Below are 17991 nucleotides of genomic sequence, written 5' to 3'. Positions count from 1 at the left end.
GTATTTTTCTATTTTAGGAGAGGGAATTGATAAAAAAGTGCTTATATCAGTATATAGGGGTATAATAAACTGGGGGCGGTAAAAATGTTGTTTAAAATTGTTGGAAGTTTTATAATGATCCTTTTATTCTTATTTTCATATAAACAATTAAAAATAATTCGTATCCATGAAACAGATACATATTTTGATGGATTAGATGGTATGCATGCTTCTGTCACTCATGAGAGCGGTGCGGATATGTAAGGAAGTATGACTTTCTCTTTCTCCATGGTATGATGATAATAAGAAAAAGTGCATAATAATATAGGTGATGAGCGGTGAATGGAGAGTGGAGAAGATGCGAATTTCTTTTATTCGTCACGGTCGCTTGAACAATGTTACAGAATCAATGACAGTATCATCGTTCCACAAATGGATGGAGCGGTACGATTTAGACGGTATGGAAAAAAGTATGGACATACCAATTGAGACGGTTGAAGTAATCGAATCTGCGAAGCTTATTGTAACGAGTGATCAAAAACGTACGGTACAGTCAGCAGCAGAATTAACAAATTCTCTTTCTTTTATACAAAGCTCCCTTTTTCGAGAGGCAGAAGTACCATCTAGTTTCTTTGTTCCGAAATGGGTGAAGTGCAAACCGGAAGTATGGACATTTATTGGGCGTACATTATGGATGATTGGATATTCTAAAGGTGTTGAGTCTTATCGTGAAGTACAAGGAAGAGCGAAGCAAGCAGCTGATACATTAGTCGGATATGCGTTAGTACATGGGCAAATTGCGCTCATAGGGCATAGTTATTTTAATACGATGATTGGGGCTGAGCTACGTGCTAGAGGATGGTCTGGTCCGCCTATTTTTCATGGGAAGCCATGGAGTTGTACAGAATATACATTTCATGAAGCAATGAATGGAAATATATTGAATACCAATTTAACATAAAGGCACACGATTACAATAAAGAATCGTGTGCTTTTTTTAAGAAACGAAAGCTTTTTTATATAGTGGTTTCACTAAATGAGCATATGGCTCTCCAACAAGCATAACCGTTTTATCCTCTTGGTAGCCAAGTTTTTTATATAAAGAGAAAGCTCGCTTGTTTTCTAAATTTACAAGTAATGCGATTTTCTCATAGCCTTTTTCATAGGCATCATTTTCTGCTGCTTTAATCAATCTTGAGCCGATCCCTCGTCCGCCATATGTGTTTGAAACGGATAATGTGTCAATATAATATTCATCGAGCTCAGCTTCTTTTTCTAGCGTAATAGATGAATCTTGATGGATTTTTCGTAAGTGTTTTACAATGGGAGTATCTAGTTGTTTTGCATGGCTGCCATGATAGGCTACGATGATTCCAATTGCTTGTCCATCTTGTTCTTCAACGAAACAGTTCTCGTAGCTAAGTCGATTTTCTTTTTTTGAAAACCAAGTTTCAAGCCCTGTCAAGACTTCTGTTCCTGTTCTCCCACCTGTGATTTTTTCAGCAATTTCATGCAGAGCGTTATACAATAAAGGAGATATTGCCTTCGCATCTGTCTTTTTTGCTTTCCGAATCATATTATCCCTCCTAGTTGTCATTCTTATTGTAACATAAAATAAAGTTTCAACCAGTTATTCATCAATTTCTTGAATTTTATAGGATAAGCTTGAATATCCAATTGATTCAGTATAGATGAACCGTTATGGTAGTATATGATACTTGCTGTGAATGTAAGAAATTTAACATTGTCGACTTGTGAAAGATAGGATAAAATATTGCAGAGAGGTGAAATACATGGATAAACAATTAGCAAATACAATTTTAGATCAACTGAAAAATGGAGAGATAGAAGAGTATATTGTAACTAAGGATGTATTTTATACGTTTCGTGAGGTTGTAGTAAATCGAGAAGATTTTAAACATTTCAGTGGGAATGCACAGCACGGCGGGAAAATTATTTATACATATATAGAAACACCGCGTTCTTAATAGAAGGAAAAGGAGAGGAGAATTATGGGAGAATTTAAACAAGGTATTTTACCGCACTGGGACTACATGTGGAAAGATGGTACAGGAAAACGATTCGTAGGAATGGTTATGTTTCCTGAGAAACGTACAGAAGAAGTTATAGAAAAATTGAAAGTAGCATATGAGCAAGAAATTCACATTCGAGCAACTGTGAAATTTCAGCTTATGAATCAATATGTAGAGGGAATGGTTGTATATTTTGATGAAGAAGCGCCAGTATTTACAATGCAAGATAAAGACGAAAATTTTCATCATTTATTTATAAAGGATATTTTACGTATTGAACATTGCGAATGAGCGGTGCTTTGTGTACAGTCTTTTTAAAATTCTCATCACACTAACGAATAAATTGGTGTGCCATAATAATTGTCCTTTTCATTACAATAATATGTTTTATTGTGTAACAAAAAAGAAAGTATATGTACTCGATTTAATAAATGTTTAATCCACAAGAGAGAGAATTCCTTACTTGTGTGATCTGAATAATGTGTAACCGGTTTCGAACAGATTATCTCGTAAATTCTGTTCTTTTTTATGTGATGCTGGAGAAATATATTTCTCCAGCATTTACTGTTTTTTGACAAAACATATTGATAACATTTTTGTAAATATGATTAAATTCGTTGACAACTTTTTCGAAAAGCACTTTATTGACATGAGTTTTAGAATGTTGTTTCATAGTCTTTGTATTGAAAAAAAGGACTTGTCATGTCGAAAAGTAAAAGTTAAAAAAAGAAAGAATTTATACATATATCTTGTGTCTTGTTTTGAAACGTAATACAATATATAGAGAAATCATGAAACGACATCTAGATATTAAAGAAAGAAGGGGAGGGTCGGAAATGTTAGTTGCATATGATTCTATGACAGGAAACGTGAAGCGTTTCATCCACAAATTAAATATGCCGGCCGTTCAAATTAATGACGATCTAGTATTAGACGAAGATTTTGTTCTTATTACGTATACAACAGGTTTTGGAAATGTGCCGGAACGTGTTTTAGAATTTTTAGAACGCAATAATGCAAATTTAAAAGGCGTATCTGCAAGTGGCAATCGCAACTGGGGAGATATGTTCGGAGCAAGTGCAGATAAAATCTCATCCAGATACGAAGTACCTATTGTATCAAAATTTGAGTTATCTGGAACAAATAAAGATGTAGAATATTTTAAAGAAAGGGTGCGGGAGATTGCGACACATTGAACTGAATAATGAAATCACGCAAATGCAAGACGGTTTCTACCAGCTTCATAAAGATAAAGAAGCATTAGAAGTCTTTATGGAAGAAGCGAGAGCGAATACCGTTCATTTTGATAGCGTGGCAGAGCGAATCGAGTATATGAACAAGCACGATTACTATTACAACGTTCTGGACGAGTATAAGTTGGAGGAAGTAGAGGAAGTATACAACGTTGCATACGGTGAAAACTTCGAGTTCCAATCTTATATGGCGGCATCTAAGTTTTATAAGGATTATGCATTAAAAACAAATAATCAAAAACAATACTTAGAAAGCTACGAAGATCGTGTATCAATTGTGTCATTATACTTAGGACGCGGTGATGTTAATAAAGCAAAACAATTTGCAAGCATGATTGTAAAACAAAACTACCAACCAGCGACACCAACCTTTTTGAATGCAGGAAGAAGCAGAAGAGGAGAAATGGTGTCTTGTTTCTTGTTAGAGATGGATGATAGCTTAAATTCGATTGGATTTAATATTAATACGGCGATGCAGCTATCAAAAATTGGTGGCGGAGTCGCTTTAAACCTTTCTAAGCTACGCGCACGCGGTGAGCAAATTAAAGGTATTGATAACGCAGCAAGCGGTGTTGTACCAGTTATGAAATTGCTTGAAGATTCGTTTTCATATGCGAATCAGTTGGGTTAACTTATGGCTCAACTATAAAACCGGGTCAATTGCTGGAACGCCTGAGTATATCTAGGTAGGATACTACGAAGAAATTACGTAGCGCCCCCTAAAAATCCAAGATTGCAGGAAATCAGCAGCCGAGCTCCTAAGTCTATTAGATAGGGAGAAGGTTCAACGACCAAGTGGCTATGTAGGTGACTATATAGCTCGAACCTGGCTTCTCAAACCAACCGAATTCAAAGGGTGTATCCAGTTATGGGGAGAAAAAAGAGCTTTATAACAAAAATATGTCCTATTTGTAAAAGTAAATATGAGGTTAATCAGAATAATAAAAGAGAGATGGAACGATCCAAAACGTGTGGAATATTAGAGTGTCGGAAGAAGCTTGCACTTATTAATACAAACTATAATTTAATATGTTTTGGATGTGGAAAATCATTTGTAGGAAAAAGGATAAATCAAAAGTTTTGTAGTAAGAAATGTCAAACTAAAAGATATAAATTAGTTTGTGTTATATGTGCGAGTGAATTTTATTCTGATAAAAGTGTAACAAAAACATGTTCGCATGAGTGTAGGTGGACATTGAATAGAAGTCAGCTTGTAAATTTAATATGTTCTTACTGTGAAAACCCTTTTTCTAGGCCAGCATATACTGTTAGAGATTCAAAAGTTTTTTGTTCAAAAAGTTGTAATAATAAATTTTTTGTGGAGCTGAATTACGGCACAACGAACAAGTATGGGAAAAACTGGTCCAGGATGCGAGAGTATATGTTTGAGTTTTATGATTTTCGTTGTCAAAGGTGTTTAGAAAAATATGATATAAATACACTAAGATTACATCACATTATTCCATTCCGTTTTTTTGAAAGCTTTAATCAAGCAAACCTTATAATGAATTTATTGCCACTTTGTGATTTATGTCATATTCATGTACATCAAACATACGATGAGTGGTTAAACAAAGAATTTGGTGAGAAGAAGATATGGTCTGAACTCTATAGCGATATAGAGAGGATAGCAGAAATGACTATCCCCCATACGTTTTAAAGGTATGGAGTAACAATATGCAAAGAAAAGGTGCCGGAGCAGTATATTTAAACATTTTCCATTGGGATATTATAGAATTCCTCGATACAAAAAAAATAAATGCCGACGAGAAGAGCCGTATTCAGTCCCTATCAATCGGTATTATCGTTCCGAGTAAGTTCTTTGAGCTTGCAGAGAAAAACGAACCATTCCATGTTTTCGCACCTTATACAGTATATAAAGAGTACGGAAAACATTTAGATGATATAGATATTGATGAAATGTATGATGAACTGATGAGTAATCCGAATGTGAAGAAGAAGCCACTTGATATTAGTGCACGTGATATGCTCATTAAAATTGCTATGATTCAGCTTGAGTCTGGTTATCCATACTTAATGTTTAAATCAAATGCGAACAAACAACATCCGTTAAAGGATATTGGAACTGTGAAGATGTCAAACCTTTGTACGGAAATCTTCCAGTTACAAGAAACATCTGAAATTAATGACTATGGTACAGATGACATTATCCGCCGTGATATTAACTGTAACTTAGGATCATTAAACATTGTAAACGTAATGGAGAATAAAGAAATTCGTGAAGCAGTTCATGCAGGAATGGAAGCATTAACAGCTGTTTCTGATATGACTGTTATTCCAAACGCGCCGACTGTGAAAAAAGCAAATGATGAGCTTCATTCAGTTGGACTTGGTGCTATGAACTTACATGGATATTTAGCGAAAAATAAAATTGCTTATGAAAGTGCAGAAGCGAAAGAATTTGTTCGTACATTCTTTATGATGTTAAATTACTACTCCATTGAAAAGAGTATGGGTATTGCGAAAGAAAAGGGCGAAACATTTAAAGACTTCGATAAGTCGGATTATGCAAATGGCTCATACTTTGAAAAGTATGAAACAACAGACTATAGTCCTGTAACTGATAAAGTACAGCAGTTATTTGAAGGAATCTATATTCCAACAAAAGAAGATTGGACAAGTCTAAAAGAGGAAGTACAGAAGCACGGTTTATACAACTCATATAGATTGGCTATCGCTCCGACACAATCGATCAGTTACGTGCAAAATGCAACTTCAAGCGTAATGCCGATCGTAAGTCAAATTGAGTCAAGAACGTATGCAAATGCGACAACATATTACCCAATGCCGTATTTATCAAAAGATACGTTCTGGTATTATAAATCTTCTTACGATATGAATCAGTTTAAACTAATTGATTTAATCGCAGAAATTCAAGAGCATATTGACCAAGGAATTAGTACAATTCTTTATGTAAATAGCGATATTTCTACGCGTGAATTAGCACGTTATTACATCTATGCACATAAAAAAGGTCTAAAGAGTTTGTATTATACAAGAACACGTAAGTTAAGCGTGGAAGAGTGCGTTGCTTGTACAGTTTGATGCAAACTATAATTGATTGATATACAAAATAAAGAGTAAGACATCATGAGCAGGGTTTTTCTGACCCTGCTCATGCTTAGTTATAAAATTTAAGACGTCTAACATGCGGTTAAGTTTTCATTACAAACTGAAAGCTTTACCGCATATTAGAAAAGCTTATTGATAGAGAAGGGGCGATTCAATGCGCGCGGTAAACTGGAACAAAAAAGAAGACGATTTTAGTTTAATGTTTTGGAAGCAAAACATCGCTCAGTTTTGGACAGAAGAAGAAATTGCGGTATCTTCTGACAAAAATACTTGGGTGCAATTATCAAAAGAAGAGCAAATTGTGTATAAGCGTGTATTAGGTGGTTTAACACTTTTAGATACAAAGCAAGGCGGCGAAGGGATGCCACTTGTACTTGTTCATCTTGAGAATTTGCAAGCGAAAAGTGTATTAGCTTTCATGGGTGCTATGGAAGAAGTACATGCGAAGAGTTACAGTCATATCTTTACGACACTCGCAACGGAAGAAGAAATTGATGAGATCTTTGAATGGGTAGATAGCCATCCATTGCTTGAGAAAAAAGCAGGTATTATTACAGGTTACTATCGTCGTTTATTGAAGCCACAAGTAACGAAAAAAGAATTATACATGGCTATGGTAGCAAGTGTATTTTTAGAAAGTTACTTGTTCTATAGCGGATTTTTCTATCCGCTTTACTTAGCAGGACAAGGAAAATTAACAGCGAGTGGTGAAATTATTAACTTAATAATTCGTGACGAGTCAATTCACGGCGTATTCGTTGGTATTTTAGCACAGCAAATCTTTGCGGAATTTTCTGCAGAAGAACAACAAGAGGTGCAAAAAGAAACACAAGAGTTATTGATGGAACTGTATGAAATTGAAATGGCATATACAGAAGAAATTTATACATCCATTGGTCTTGTTGAAGATGTAAATCGCTTTGTTCGTTACAATGCGAATAAAGGGCTTATGAACTTAGGATTAGAACCACGCTTTGAGGAAGAAGAAATTAACCCAATCGTATTAAACGGTTTACGTACAGATACGAAAAACCATGATTTCTTCTCTGTAAAAGGGAATGGTTATGTAAAAGCAACAAATGTTGAAAAGTTATCAGACGATGATTTCGTATTCGATTTTTAATAGATAAGATTGAAAAAGCTGTCTTTCATATAAAGGCAGCTTTTTTGTTATGAATAGTTTACATAATGTTATTATCTCATGATAAGTTTTTATTCGCCGACTGATTAAAGTTTCACTTCATTTGTATTTATTGGTATGAGAGATTGAATAAGTTATGTCAAAATGAATAGAAAATTAACGAAGCAATTAGAAAAATAATCCCACCTGTAATTTCATTGGAGCATAAAAAAATATGGCTGTTTAGTAAATTTTTTAACAAAGACAATTTTGGCTCAAAAATTGCATGAATATTTAAAAAATAAAGAAAGGGGTTTTGTAATGCATTATATGACATATACGGTTCATTGAAAGCGTTTTCTGTTTAGTTATCAATCTGTACATGAAAATTAGATAGAGAAAGTAGGAGGAATGATAGGTGGGAAAAGGAGTTGGGTTAAAGCGTTCATTAGGACTTTGGTCAATTGTTATGCTAGGCGTTGGGTATATGACACCAATGGTAGGGTTTGATACATTTGGAATCGTTTCTGAAAAAACGGGTGGGCATGTTCCTGGAGCTTATCTTATTGCATTAGCAGGGATGTTATTTACAGCTGCAAGCTACGGAAAAATGGTAAAGGTTTTTCCTACTGCGGGATCTGCTTACACTTATACACAAAAGACAATTAGTGCAAGGCTTGGGTTTCTTGTTGGATGGTCAGCATTATTGGATTATTTGTTTTTACCAATGGTGAATGCACTATTAACAAGAATTTATATGTCGGCACTTTTTCCAAGTGTTCCAGATTGGGCATGGGTCATTGGTTTTGTTCTACTTATTACACTTATCAATATTATTAGTGTAAATGTTACTGCCAATTTCAACACGTTCTTAGTAACATTTCAAGTGCTAGTAATGGTTGTGTTTGTAGTTCTCGTTATAAAAGGATTGATAGCAGGAGAAGGAACTGGAGAAGTCTTTTCCATTCAGCCGTTTTTTCAATCAGATATACAAATATCACCGTTAGTTGCAGGGGCAACAATTCTTTGTTTTTCATTTTTAGGTTTTGATGCAGTAACTACATTTTCAGAAGAAACACCAAACGCAAAGAAGACGATTCCTCGAGCTATTTTTCTTACTGCTTTAATTGGCGGAATTTTATTCATTGTCACTACGTACTTTACACAATCCTTTTTTCCAGATGCATCCGTATTTAAAGATCAAGAATCAGCAGCTCCAGAAATTGCATTATACGTCGGAGGAAAATTATTTCAAACTTTCTTTTTAGTAGGAACATTTATGGGAACAATAGCATCAGGCTTAGCTTCTCATACAAGTGTATCGCGATTATTATACGTAATGGGGCGAGATAATGTAATTCCGCAGAAGATATTTGGATACATTCATCCTCGCTTGCGAACTCCAGTATATAACATTATTTTTGTGGGAATTATTGCGCTCTCTGCTATGTTTATTGATTTAGAAACAGCAGCATCTCTTATTAACTTCGGAGCGCTTATTGCATTTACATTTGTTAATTTATCTGTAATTGCCTACTATGTTATAAAGCAAAAAAGATATAAAACAACAAAAGATTTTTTAAATTTCTTAGTTATGCCTATTTTAGGTGCAGGTACAGTGGCTGTATTATGGTTTAACCTCAATATTCATTCGCTTATTCTTGGACTTAGCTGGGCTGCCATTGGAATCGGTTATCTTTTATATATTACGAACATGTTTCGTTCAGCACCTCCGCAAATGCACTTTGAAGAAGTGCAGGAAATGTAAAATAATAAAAAACATCGGGATTTATCCGGTGTTTTTTATTTTGTAGAGGCTACAAGTATGCAATAATACATAAATCATTCAACTATTCATAAAGAACGTGAGACATTTTGTAAATAAGAGAAAGAGTTGAGGTTGAAACGATAATATAAACATTATATTTCCAGTTGGCACGATTATTGCTTTATAAAACTAGTAAAAATAAATAAATAAATGAGGTGTTATCGTGGCAATTCAATCAGAAAAAGAGGATGTAATACAATCTATTCAAGAAAAAGTTGAGTCGGAAAATGCTTTAGAGGAATTTCAAGCCATATTAAAAGAAGCACTCCATGTTTTGCATTATCCAGAGGAAGTATTCGAGTTTCTTAAGAAGCCGATGCGTTTTTTAGAAGTAAGTATTCCTGTTCGAATGGATGATGGAACAACAAAGGTATTTCAAGGATATCGTGCTCAGCATAATGATGCAGCAGGGCCAACAAAAGGTGGTATCAGGTTTCATCCAGATGTTACAGCAGAGGAAGTAAAAGCGTTGGCCGGATGGATGAGCTTAAAATGCGGAGTTACAGGACTTCCATATGGAGGAGCAAAGGGCGGAATTATTTGTGATCCGCAGAAGATGAGCTTTAGAGAATTAGAGTTACTTAGCCGTGGCTATGTAAGAGCAGTGAGCCAAATTGTTGGACCTACTAAAGATATTCCAGCTCCTGATATGTATACAAATGCTCAGATTATGGCTTGGATGCTGGATGAGTATGATCATATTAGGGAATTTGATTCTCCTGGTTTTATTACTGGAAAGCCGTTAATGCTAGGAGGATCACAAGGACGAGAAACAGCTACTTCTAAAGGGGTATTATACACGCTCCAATTAGTGAGTGAATTAAAACATATTCCAATTCAAAATATGCGGGTAATCATTCAAGGGTTTGGAAACGTTGGAAGTCATTTGGCAAAATATTTATATGATATTGGTGTGAAAGTAGTAGGAGTATCTGATGCTTTAGGTGGCATTTATAACTCAGACGGTCTAGATGTTCCTTATTTATTAGAGAATCGAGATTCTTTTGGTGTTGTATCGAACCTCTTTAGTAAAACAATCTCTAACCAAGAGTTGCTAGAAAAAGAATGTGATGTACTCATTCCAGCAGCAATTGGAGGAGTAATTACGAAACATAATGCAGAAAGACTTGGGTGTAAGATTATCATTGAGGCTGCAAATGGTCCGACAACGAAAGAGGCGATAACAATATTAGAAGAGAAAGATGTTTTAGTTGTTCCGGATATTTTAGCGAACTCTGGAGGTGTTATTGTTTCTTATTTTGAGTGGTGCCAAAATAACCAAGGATATTATTGGACAGAGCAATATGTAGACCAATGTTTAAAAGAAAAAATTACATCTAGCTTTTCTGATGTATTTAACACTTCAAAACGGTTTGGGGTAAATATGAAAATTGCTGCTTATATAGAAGGGGTTCGTAAAATTGTAGAAGCGTCGCGTCTAAGAGGATGGTTGCATTTTTAAGCTAAAGGGAGGAATCAAATGAAACTGGACATTTTATTAGAACAAATTGAAAAGCAACCAATTGGTTATTACTGTATTATGTCGAATCATCATCGCTATGATATAGCAGTCACGTATTCACAGCAATTTTTTGGAAAAGCAATGGTCACATCTATTCAAAATGGAAGAATGATTTTATTAAGTCAGGAAGATATCGAAGAAGAGCAATACTGGGCACCTAAGCTAGGAATTGAAATAGAAGATGTAGAAGATTTTCAAAGCTTTTTTCATATGATTCTCCAGTCACAAATGTTGGCAGAGCAATATTAATAGAATAAAGGAAGGGAATGATTTATTTTGTATTATGAAATAGTTACGAGCCCATGCTATGGAACAGTTGAAAAAGTTGCTATTGATAAGGACTCTCGAATTTATGAATGGGAACCACTGTTTGCGATTAAAAATATGAATGGTAAGTTGGAAGTAATTAAAATGGGATGTAGCGGAGAAGTACAATCTTTAGAAGTAGAAGCAGGAGATAAAGTAATCCCAGGGATGGTATTAGCGTATATTCAAGAAGATATTTTAATTAGTGGTAGTGATTAATTTTAGGGAGGAAGATGGAACTATCCATCTTCTTTTTTTAGTAAAGTAAGTAAAAAGTATGTATTGTCAGATTAATTAAAAAAATTCCGATTTTAATGATACAATACAAGTTAAGCAGTTTAAAGGAGGAGTAACAAAATGTTTTCCATTGCTCATGATAAAATTAGACCTATTGTTTCCATATCGATCGATCAATCTGAACAGGAATGGAATATAGACGCTGAAAATATGAAAGAATCTTTTCTGTTTTTAAAAAGAGAAGATCAATTATCTGCATACGTCCATGTTAAGGAGCTGCTATCAAGAAGTGAGCGCTTAACGACTAAAATGTTACTTTCAAATGCTGTTTCATTAGATACAATATGTCATCTTAGCAAAAATATTTCCTTAACAGCTCTCTTTCAAATTATTGGGGCACCTATTGCCATAGTGAAAAATGAAAGAGGAGAGTTAACGGGATACATAAGAAGAGAAGATGTTTTTGCAGAACTATTTAAACAAGAAAATAAAAGTGTGGATCTACTGAAAATTATTTTAACTTCTATTCCAATGGGGATTTTTGTAGTAGACCGTGAAAAGAAAATTGTGAATTGTAATGAATCTGGTTTGAAGATGATCAAATCCACTCCTGAAAAAGTAATGAATGCACCAGCAGAACAGATTTTTAATGGGGAACATATTAACAATGTATTTGCAACAGGAAAAACGATTTTAAATCAATTACAAATAACAAATGAGATGGGAGTATTAGTTGACTACAGTCCTATACCAAGCTTCGATCAAAGAATCGAAGGAATGGTCATTATTGTGCAAGATTTACCGATGGTTGAGGATATGGCTATGGAAATTGAATATATAAAGGATTTAAATAAAGACTTACATGCAATTTTATCTAGCATTTATGATGAAATATTAGTAGTTAATCATAAAGGGGAATTAATCCGTTATAGTGAAACCGTTATCAATGATTTTTGGGGAAGAGATTTGAAGGATCTTTTAGGAAAAAATTTGTTAGACTTAGAGAAAAAAGGGTTATTTAGTCCATCAGTTACACGATTAGTGTTGGAACAACAAAAAAAGGTATCGATTGTACAAGAGACAAAAAAAGGTAGAAAGATATTAGCCGTTGGAAATCCTGTGTTTAATGAAAATGGAGAGCTTCATCGTATTATTATTGCCTCAAGAGATATTACAGAAGCAACGCGATTAAAGACGGAATTGCATGAGATAAAAAAGATATCCGAACAATATAAGAAAGAGTTGGACAGCTTTAAAAATAAAGATCGCTTTCTTAAGAAACTTATTTATTGTAGTCCGAAAATGGAGCAAATTATTACTCAAGCAAAAAAAATAGCTGATTTTTCTTCAAATGTTCTTATTTCTGGAGAATCAGGTGTTGGGAAAGAAGTGATTGCACAAGCGATTCATCAACTTGGAAACAGATCTTCAAATCCATTTTTAAAATTAAATTGCGGTGCGATTCCAGAGACATTGTTAGAAAGTGAACTGTTCGGCTATACGAAAGGTGCTTTTACTGGTGCTGATAAAAATGGAAAAGAAGGGTATTTTAAGCGGGCGGATCAAGGAATTTTATTTTTGGATGAGATTGGAGAAATGCCTTTACATCTGCAAGTAAAATTACTCAGAGTATTGCAAGAACAAGAGGTAATTCCAATTGGAAGCACAATACCTACGAAAATCAATGTTCAAATTATTGCCGCGACGAATAAACGTCTTGAAAAAATGGTGGAAGCGGGCACGTTCCGGGAAGATTTATTTTATCGCTTAAATGTCATCCCACTGCAAGTTCCACCGCTTAGAGAACGAATGGAAGATGTTCCACTACTCGCGTTTCATTTTTTACAAGAGTTAAATGAAAAATATAATAAAAACTATCATTTAACTCCGGATGCACTAAATTTACTAGAGTTTTATTCATGGCCAGGAAATGTAAGAGAATTACAGAATATGATTGAACGTTTAGTAGTATCGGCAGATGATTCAGTCATTGATGCTGAATTTGTTAGTAAATTCCTTAATCCTGGATATGATTTTAAAAAATCAAAGCCAGTGATTACAAGAGTTTTGCCACTACAAGAAGCATTGCATTCTGTAGAAGAACAATTAATTTTACTTGCAATGAAGCAGTATAAAACGACAACAAAGGCAGCAAAGGCTCTTGGGATAAGCCAGTCTTCTGTTAGTCGTAAATATCAAAAAATCATGAATGAAAAGGAAATAGCAATTGATACAATTTCGTATTTTTAAAGGAGAAAGGGGGGAGTCTACATAGACTGCCCCTTCTCTTTGTTGTAATTATGCGAAATGTAATAATCTATGCAAAAACGCATAACTTTGTATAGGTTATTTAAGGAAATCGTCAGTTTTTTTATGATTGCTTCGTATTTCAAATGTTGGCACAATTATTGCTTATATAATATATGAATGATTGACAAAGGGGGGCTATATACAGTGCTAGATTTAAAAATGTATCTAAACGGTGAATGGAGAGATTCTAGTAATCAAGAGAAAAAACCGATTATTAACCCTGCGAATGGCAAGGTTATCGCATATGCATCTGAAGGAACGATCGAGGATGCGAAATACGCGATTGAAGTGGCAAGAGCTACTTTTGATAGCGGAATTTGGTCAGAAACTTCTGCTGCGGAAAGAGCATCTTATTTATTTAAAATAGCAGATGAAATTGATAAAAATTTGAAAGAACTTGCGCGTCTTGAAACAATGGATAATGGAAAAACATATCGAGAGGCAGAAGGAGATATTGGAGATGCGGCAGCTTGTTTCCGCTATTATGCTGGGTTGATTACAAAGCCAGACGGACAAACGTATCATGTAGCTGATCCGATGCAAGCTATGGTAGTGAGAGAGCCAGTTGGTGTTTGTGGTTTAATAGTTCCTTGGAATTATCCGTTACTAATGAGTGTTTGGAAAATTGCACCTGCTTTAGCAGCTGGAAACACAATTGTATTTAAGCCTTCTGAGGTTACACCAATCACTGCAATGAAAATATTCGAAATAATGGAAAAAGTAGAATTGCCAAAAGGTGTTGCCAATATGGTAATGGGCGCCGGGCCAATAGTAGGAAATGAGATTGCAGCAAGTAATAAAGTTGATATGATCTCCTTTACGGGCGGAACAAAAACAGGAAAGCACATTATGAGAACAGCGGCAGATAATATGAAAAAGATTTCGCTAGAACTAGGCGGGAAATCTCCAAATATTATTTTTGCAGATGCAGATTTTGAAACAGCTGTTGATTATGCTCTGTTTGGTATTTATGCAGGTGCTGGACAAGTATGTTCAGCAGGATCAAGAATTCTTGTAGAAGAAAGCGTTTACGATAGATTTGTTAATCGTTTCGTAGAACGAGCAAAGCAAATTAATGTTGGACCTGGTGATAACCCAGAATCAGAGATGGGGCCACTTGTAAGTCAGGAGCATATGGAAAAAGTATTACGCTATATAGAGATTGGAAAAGATGAAGGAGCAGAAATTGTTTGCGGAGGAAAGCGTATACTGGCGGATGGGAAAGGTGATGGCTTCTTTATTGAACCAACGGTCTTTGTCAATGTGAAACCTGATATGCGTATTGTGCAGGAAGAAATTTTTGGTCCTGTTGTAGTTATCCAAAAATTTAAGGATGAACAAGAAGCAATTGAACTAGCAAACGGTACAGATTACGGCTTAGCTGGAGGTGTATTTACAGTTGATGGTGCTAAAGCGATGCGTGTAATCCGCAAGCTTCGTGCAGGAATTACGTGGATTAATAGTTACCACCCAACATACAACGAGGCGCCTTGGGGCGGATATAAACAAAGTGGTATCGGTCGTAGCTTAGGAACGTTTGGTTTAGAGGAATTCCAAGAAATTAAGCAGATTAATATAAATCTAGAAGTAGAACCAATTGGTTGGTTTGCAAATAAAAAGACTGTAGAGGTGAAATAGATGGGAACAAATGTGAAAAGTAAATCTAATGAACAAGATGTGAAGAATACGAGTGTAAATGATTATATTACAAAAGTACTGCAACTAATTGAAAAAGAGAAAGTTTCTGCAGAAGAGGCGAACTGGATCCAAAAAGAAACAGTAGATGGATTTAGAGAACACGTAAATCCTGGCTTCCTCGCATATAGAAAAACAGTAACAAAAGATGGGCAATTTGCAGCAGTAGAATGGTCTGATGAAGGATCTTGCTTCATGGATATCAATGGAAAAAAATATATTGATTGTTTAGGTGGATTCGGGATTTATAATGTTGGACACCGTAATCCGAAAGTTGTAAAAGCTGTAACGGATCAATTAAAGCGTCAAGCATTGCATAGTCAGGATTTACTAGATCCACTTCGTGCGATTCTTGCAAAAATTTTAGCGGATATTACACCTGGTGATTTGAAATATGCTTTCTTTACAAATAGTGGGACGGAAAGTGTGGAGGCAGCATTAAAACTAGCAAAAATGTACAGTGAACGAACAACTTTTATTTCCACAACACGTGCTTTCCACGGTAAGAGTCTTGGTTCTTTATCTGGAACAGCAAAAGGAATGTTCCGTAAACCATTCTTACCATTAATTCCAGGCTTCCGTCACGTCCCATTTGGTGATATTGATATGATGAGAAAAACATTTGAAACATGCGCTTTAGTTGGAGAAGATGTTGCAGCTGTTATTTTAGAACCAATTCAAGGAGAGGGCGGTATTATTTTACCTCCAGAAAATTATTTGAAACAAGTGAGAGAGCTTTGTGATGAATTCGGATCACTACTTATTTTTGATGAAGTACAAACAGGAATGGGACGCACTGGGAAAATGTTTGCTGCAGAATTATATGATGTTGTACCGGATATTATTTGTCTTGCAAAGGCATTTGGCGGGGGCGTAATGCCAGCGGGTGCAATTGTTGCTAAAGAAAAAGTATTCAAAAGCTGGTTTGAAAATCCATTCATGCATACAACAACGTTTGGTGGAAATCCACTTGCATGTGCTGCTGCAATTGCAACAATCCATGTATTATTGGAAGATAAATTACCAGAACGAGCTGCGGAAGTTGGGGAGTATTTCTTAAAAGGGTTGAAAAAGGCAGCGGAAGGACATGAAGACAAAGTATTTGAAATCCGTGGCCAAGGTTTAATGATTGGGATTGAATTCCATAAGGATGAAATTGGTTATGAAGTATCGAAGGCGATGTTTGATCAAGGAATTCTTGTTGCAGGAACGTTAATTAATTCGAAAACAATTCGTATTGAGCCATCGCTTACAATTAGTTATGAAGAAGTAGATACAGTAATCAATGCATTTAAATCAGTGTTGGCACAAGTAAAAGTACAATAATTTTTTACACAATAGCTTGTAAATACAAACCAGTAAAACCAACATGTCTCCTTTTTTTCTCATTGGTTTTGCTGGTTTTTACTATAGGAGGAGAAGGAGTTGGAGGGAGCACTACAAGGGATTACAATTATTGATTTATCTCGGGTTCTTGCCGGTCCTTTTTGTACAATGATTCTCGGTGATTTAGGAGCTGAGGTAATTAAAGTTGAGAATATAGGAAATGGTGATGATACAAGAGGATGGGGACCGCCTTTTGTAGAAGGAGAAAGTGCTTATTTTCTTTGTGCGAATCGCAATAAAGAGTCGCTTACATTAAATTTAAAATCAGAAATGGGAAAGGATATTTTGAAAAAGCTTGTTTCTCATGCTGATATCGTTGTGCAAAATTTCAAGCCTGGGACACTTGAAAGAATGGGACTTGGTTATGATGTGTTACAAGAAGTGAAGGGAGACATTATTCTAGCTTCTATTAGTGGGTTTGGTCAAAAGGGTCCTGCTTCACATCTTCCTGGCTATGATTATATGATTCAAGCAATGAGTGGGCTTATGAGTATAACAGGAGGAAAGGATGAAGAGCCTGCAAAAGTAGGGGTTGCAATTTCAGATGTGCTCACAGGTCTTTTTACGTGTATCGGGATTTTAGCGGCTCTGCAGCACCGAAATAGAACGGGAGAAGGGCAAGAAATTGATATTTCTTTATTTGATTCCCAATTAGCAGCATTAGTAAATGTAGCGAGCAATTATTTATGTACAGGTGAATTACCAGAGAGACTTGGCAATCAGCATCCGAATATTGTTCCGTATCAAGTATTTGAAGCGGAGGATGGTGATCTTGTTGTTGCGGTCGGAAACGATGAGCAGTTTCATAAGTTTTGTTTGTTGCTAGGTAGACAAGATTTATCCAGCTTAGAACGTTATAAAACAAATGCAAGTCGCCTTCAGCATAAAGATGAGCTCGTCAATATGATTGCTATTGAAATGAAGAAGAAAAAGAAAGAGGAATGGAAACAACTTTTGGATGAAGCAGGAATTCCAAATGGACCAATTCTTAATGTGAAAGAAGCGCTAGAAACAGAGCAAGCCGTGGCGAGAGATATGACGGTTCATATGAAACATCCAACAATTGAAAATCTTAAACTTGTAGGTTCACCATTAAAGCTTTCAAGGACACCAGTACAGATGCAAAAATATCCACCACTCCACGGGGAACATACAGAAAAGATTTTGCGAAAATTAGGGTATTCTCAGGAAATCATTACGAGAATGACAAAAAATCAATGGATATAAGG

17 protein-coding genes and 1 pseudogene are annotated in these 17991 nt (G+C 35.4%); 17 read left to right on the top strand and 1 reads right to left on the bottom strand.

Going from position 1 to position 17991, the window contains the following annotated elements; all coding sequences use genetic code 11:
* The first annotated feature begins 84 nt into the window (after positions 1–84).
* Both MHH71_RS08870 and MHH71_RS08865 read left to right on the top strand, forming a co-directional pair.
* Complete coding sequence (locus MHH71_RS08870; RefSeq protein WP_003196090.1) at positions 85–243, top strand: hypothetical protein; 159 nt, start codon at positions 85–87, stop codon at positions 241–243.
* Positions 244–337: 94 nt separating this feature from the next.
* Positions 338–940, top strand: coding sequence for a histidine phosphatase family protein (locus tag MHH71_RS08865; protein ID WP_018764170.1), 603 nt, complete (start codon positions 338–340; stop codon positions 938–940).
* A gap of 36 nt (positions 941–976) precedes the next feature.
* Here the strand turns inward: MHH71_RS08865 and MHH71_RS08860 are convergent, their stop codons facing one another.
* Positions 977–1555, bottom strand: coding sequence for a GNAT family N-acetyltransferase (locus MHH71_RS08860; protein ID WP_006094107.1), 579 nt, complete (start codon positions 1553–1555; stop codon positions 977–979).
* 217 nt (positions 1556–1772) lie between these two features.
* On the opposite strand from MHH71_RS08860, the gene MHH71_RS08855 reads away from it, so the two are divergent.
* From MHH71_RS08855 to MHH71_RS08785, 15 genes and pseudogenes are all read left to right on the top strand, one after another.
* On the top strand, positions 1773–1967 hold the full coding sequence (locus tag MHH71_RS08855; protein WP_003196093.1) for a hypothetical protein: 195 nt from the start codon (positions 1773–1775) through the stop codon (positions 1965–1967).
* A 24-nt stretch (positions 1968–1991) separates the two neighbouring features.
* A complete protein-coding gene (locus tag MHH71_RS08850) occupies positions 1992–2303 on the top strand; it encodes a hypothetical protein (RefSeq protein WP_006094108.1) in 312 nt (103 codons plus the stop codon).
* Positions 2304–2848: 545 nt separating this feature from the next.
* A complete protein-coding gene (gene nrdI / locus MHH71_RS08845; protein WP_006094109.1) occupies positions 2849–3208 on the top strand; it encodes a class Ib ribonucleoside-diphosphate reductase assembly flavoprotein NrdI in 360 nt (119 codons plus the stop codon).
* Positions 3195–3893: pseudogene (locus tag MHH71_RS08840) on the top strand (ribonucleotide reductase N-terminal alpha domain-containing protein); the annotation flags it as partial. The gene nrdI and the pseudogene MHH71_RS08840, both read left to right, overlap by 14 nt.
* A gap of 240 nt (positions 3894–4133) precedes the next feature.
* Positions 4134–4925, top strand: coding sequence for an HNH endonuclease (locus MHH71_RS08835; protein WP_006094110.1), 792 nt, complete (start codon positions 4134–4136; stop codon positions 4923–4925).
* A 17-nt stretch (positions 4926–4942) separates the two neighbouring features.
* Positions 4943–6331: a ribonucleoside-diphosphate reductase subunit alpha gene (locus MHH71_RS08830; protein WP_003196099.1), complete on the top strand. Its 1389-nt coding sequence runs from the start codon at positions 4943–4945 to the stop codon at positions 6329–6331.
* Positions 6332–6512: 181 nt separating this feature from the next.
* Positions 6513–7481 carry a class 1b ribonucleoside-diphosphate reductase subunit beta gene (nrdF, locus tag MHH71_RS08825; RefSeq protein ID WP_003196100.1) on the top strand — a complete coding sequence of 323 codons (969 nt, stop codon included), beginning with the start codon at positions 6513–6515 and terminating at the stop codon, positions 7479–7481.
* Between the two features lie 415 nt (positions 7482–7896).
* A complete protein-coding gene (locus tag MHH71_RS08820; protein ID WP_003196101.1) occupies positions 7897–9246 on the top strand; it encodes an APC family permease in 1350 nt (449 codons plus the stop codon).
* Between the two features lie 223 nt (positions 9247–9469).
* Positions 9470–10768: a Glu/Leu/Phe/Val family dehydrogenase gene (locus tag MHH71_RS08815; RefSeq protein ID WP_006094111.1), complete on the top strand. Its 1299-nt coding sequence runs from the start codon at positions 9470–9472 to the stop codon at positions 10766–10768.
* 18 nt (positions 10769–10786) lie between these two features.
* The gene (locus tag MHH71_RS08810; protein ID WP_006094112.1) at positions 10787–11077 is read left to right on the top strand and encodes an SAV0927 family protein; all 291 of its coding nucleotides are present in this window, start codon (positions 10787–10789) and stop codon (positions 11075–11077) included.
* A 27-nt stretch (positions 11078–11104) separates the two neighbouring features.
* Complete coding sequence (locus tag MHH71_RS08805; protein WP_003196104.1) at positions 11105–11353, top strand: hypothetical protein; 249 nt, start codon at positions 11105–11107, stop codon at positions 11351–11353.
* Between the two features lie 138 nt (positions 11354–11491).
* The gene (locus MHH71_RS08800) at positions 11492–13621 is read left to right on the top strand and encodes a sigma 54-interacting transcriptional regulator (protein WP_003196105.1); all 2130 of its coding nucleotides are present in this window, start codon (positions 11492–11494) and stop codon (positions 13619–13621) included.
* A 204-nt stretch (positions 13622–13825) separates the two neighbouring features.
* Complete coding sequence (locus tag MHH71_RS08795; RefSeq protein ID WP_033798752.1) at positions 13826–15319, top strand: aldehyde dehydrogenase family protein; 1494 nt, start codon at positions 13826–13828, stop codon at positions 15317–15319.
* Positions 15320–16702 carry a putrescine aminotransferase gene (locus tag MHH71_RS08790; protein ID WP_006094114.1) on the top strand — a complete coding sequence of 461 codons (1383 nt, stop codon included), beginning with the start codon at positions 15320–15322 and terminating at the stop codon, positions 16700–16702. It begins immediately after the preceding gene.
* A 99-nt stretch (positions 16703–16801) separates the two neighbouring features.
* Entirely contained in the window at positions 16802–17989 is a 1188-nt protein-coding gene (locus MHH71_RS08785) for a CaiB/BaiF CoA transferase family protein (protein ID WP_006094115.1), read from the top strand.
* The last annotated feature ends 2 nt before the right edge of the window (positions 17990–17991 follow it).

Origin of the sequence: Bacillus sp. FSL H8-0534, from assembly GCF_038005885.1 — a bacterium.
Taxonomy (GTDB): Bacteria; Bacillota; Bacilli; order Bacillales; family Bacillaceae_G; genus Bacillus_A; species Bacillus_A pseudomycoides.
Note: the sequence above shows the minus strand (reverse complement) of the source record. Positions and strands in the feature narration are given on the sequence as shown.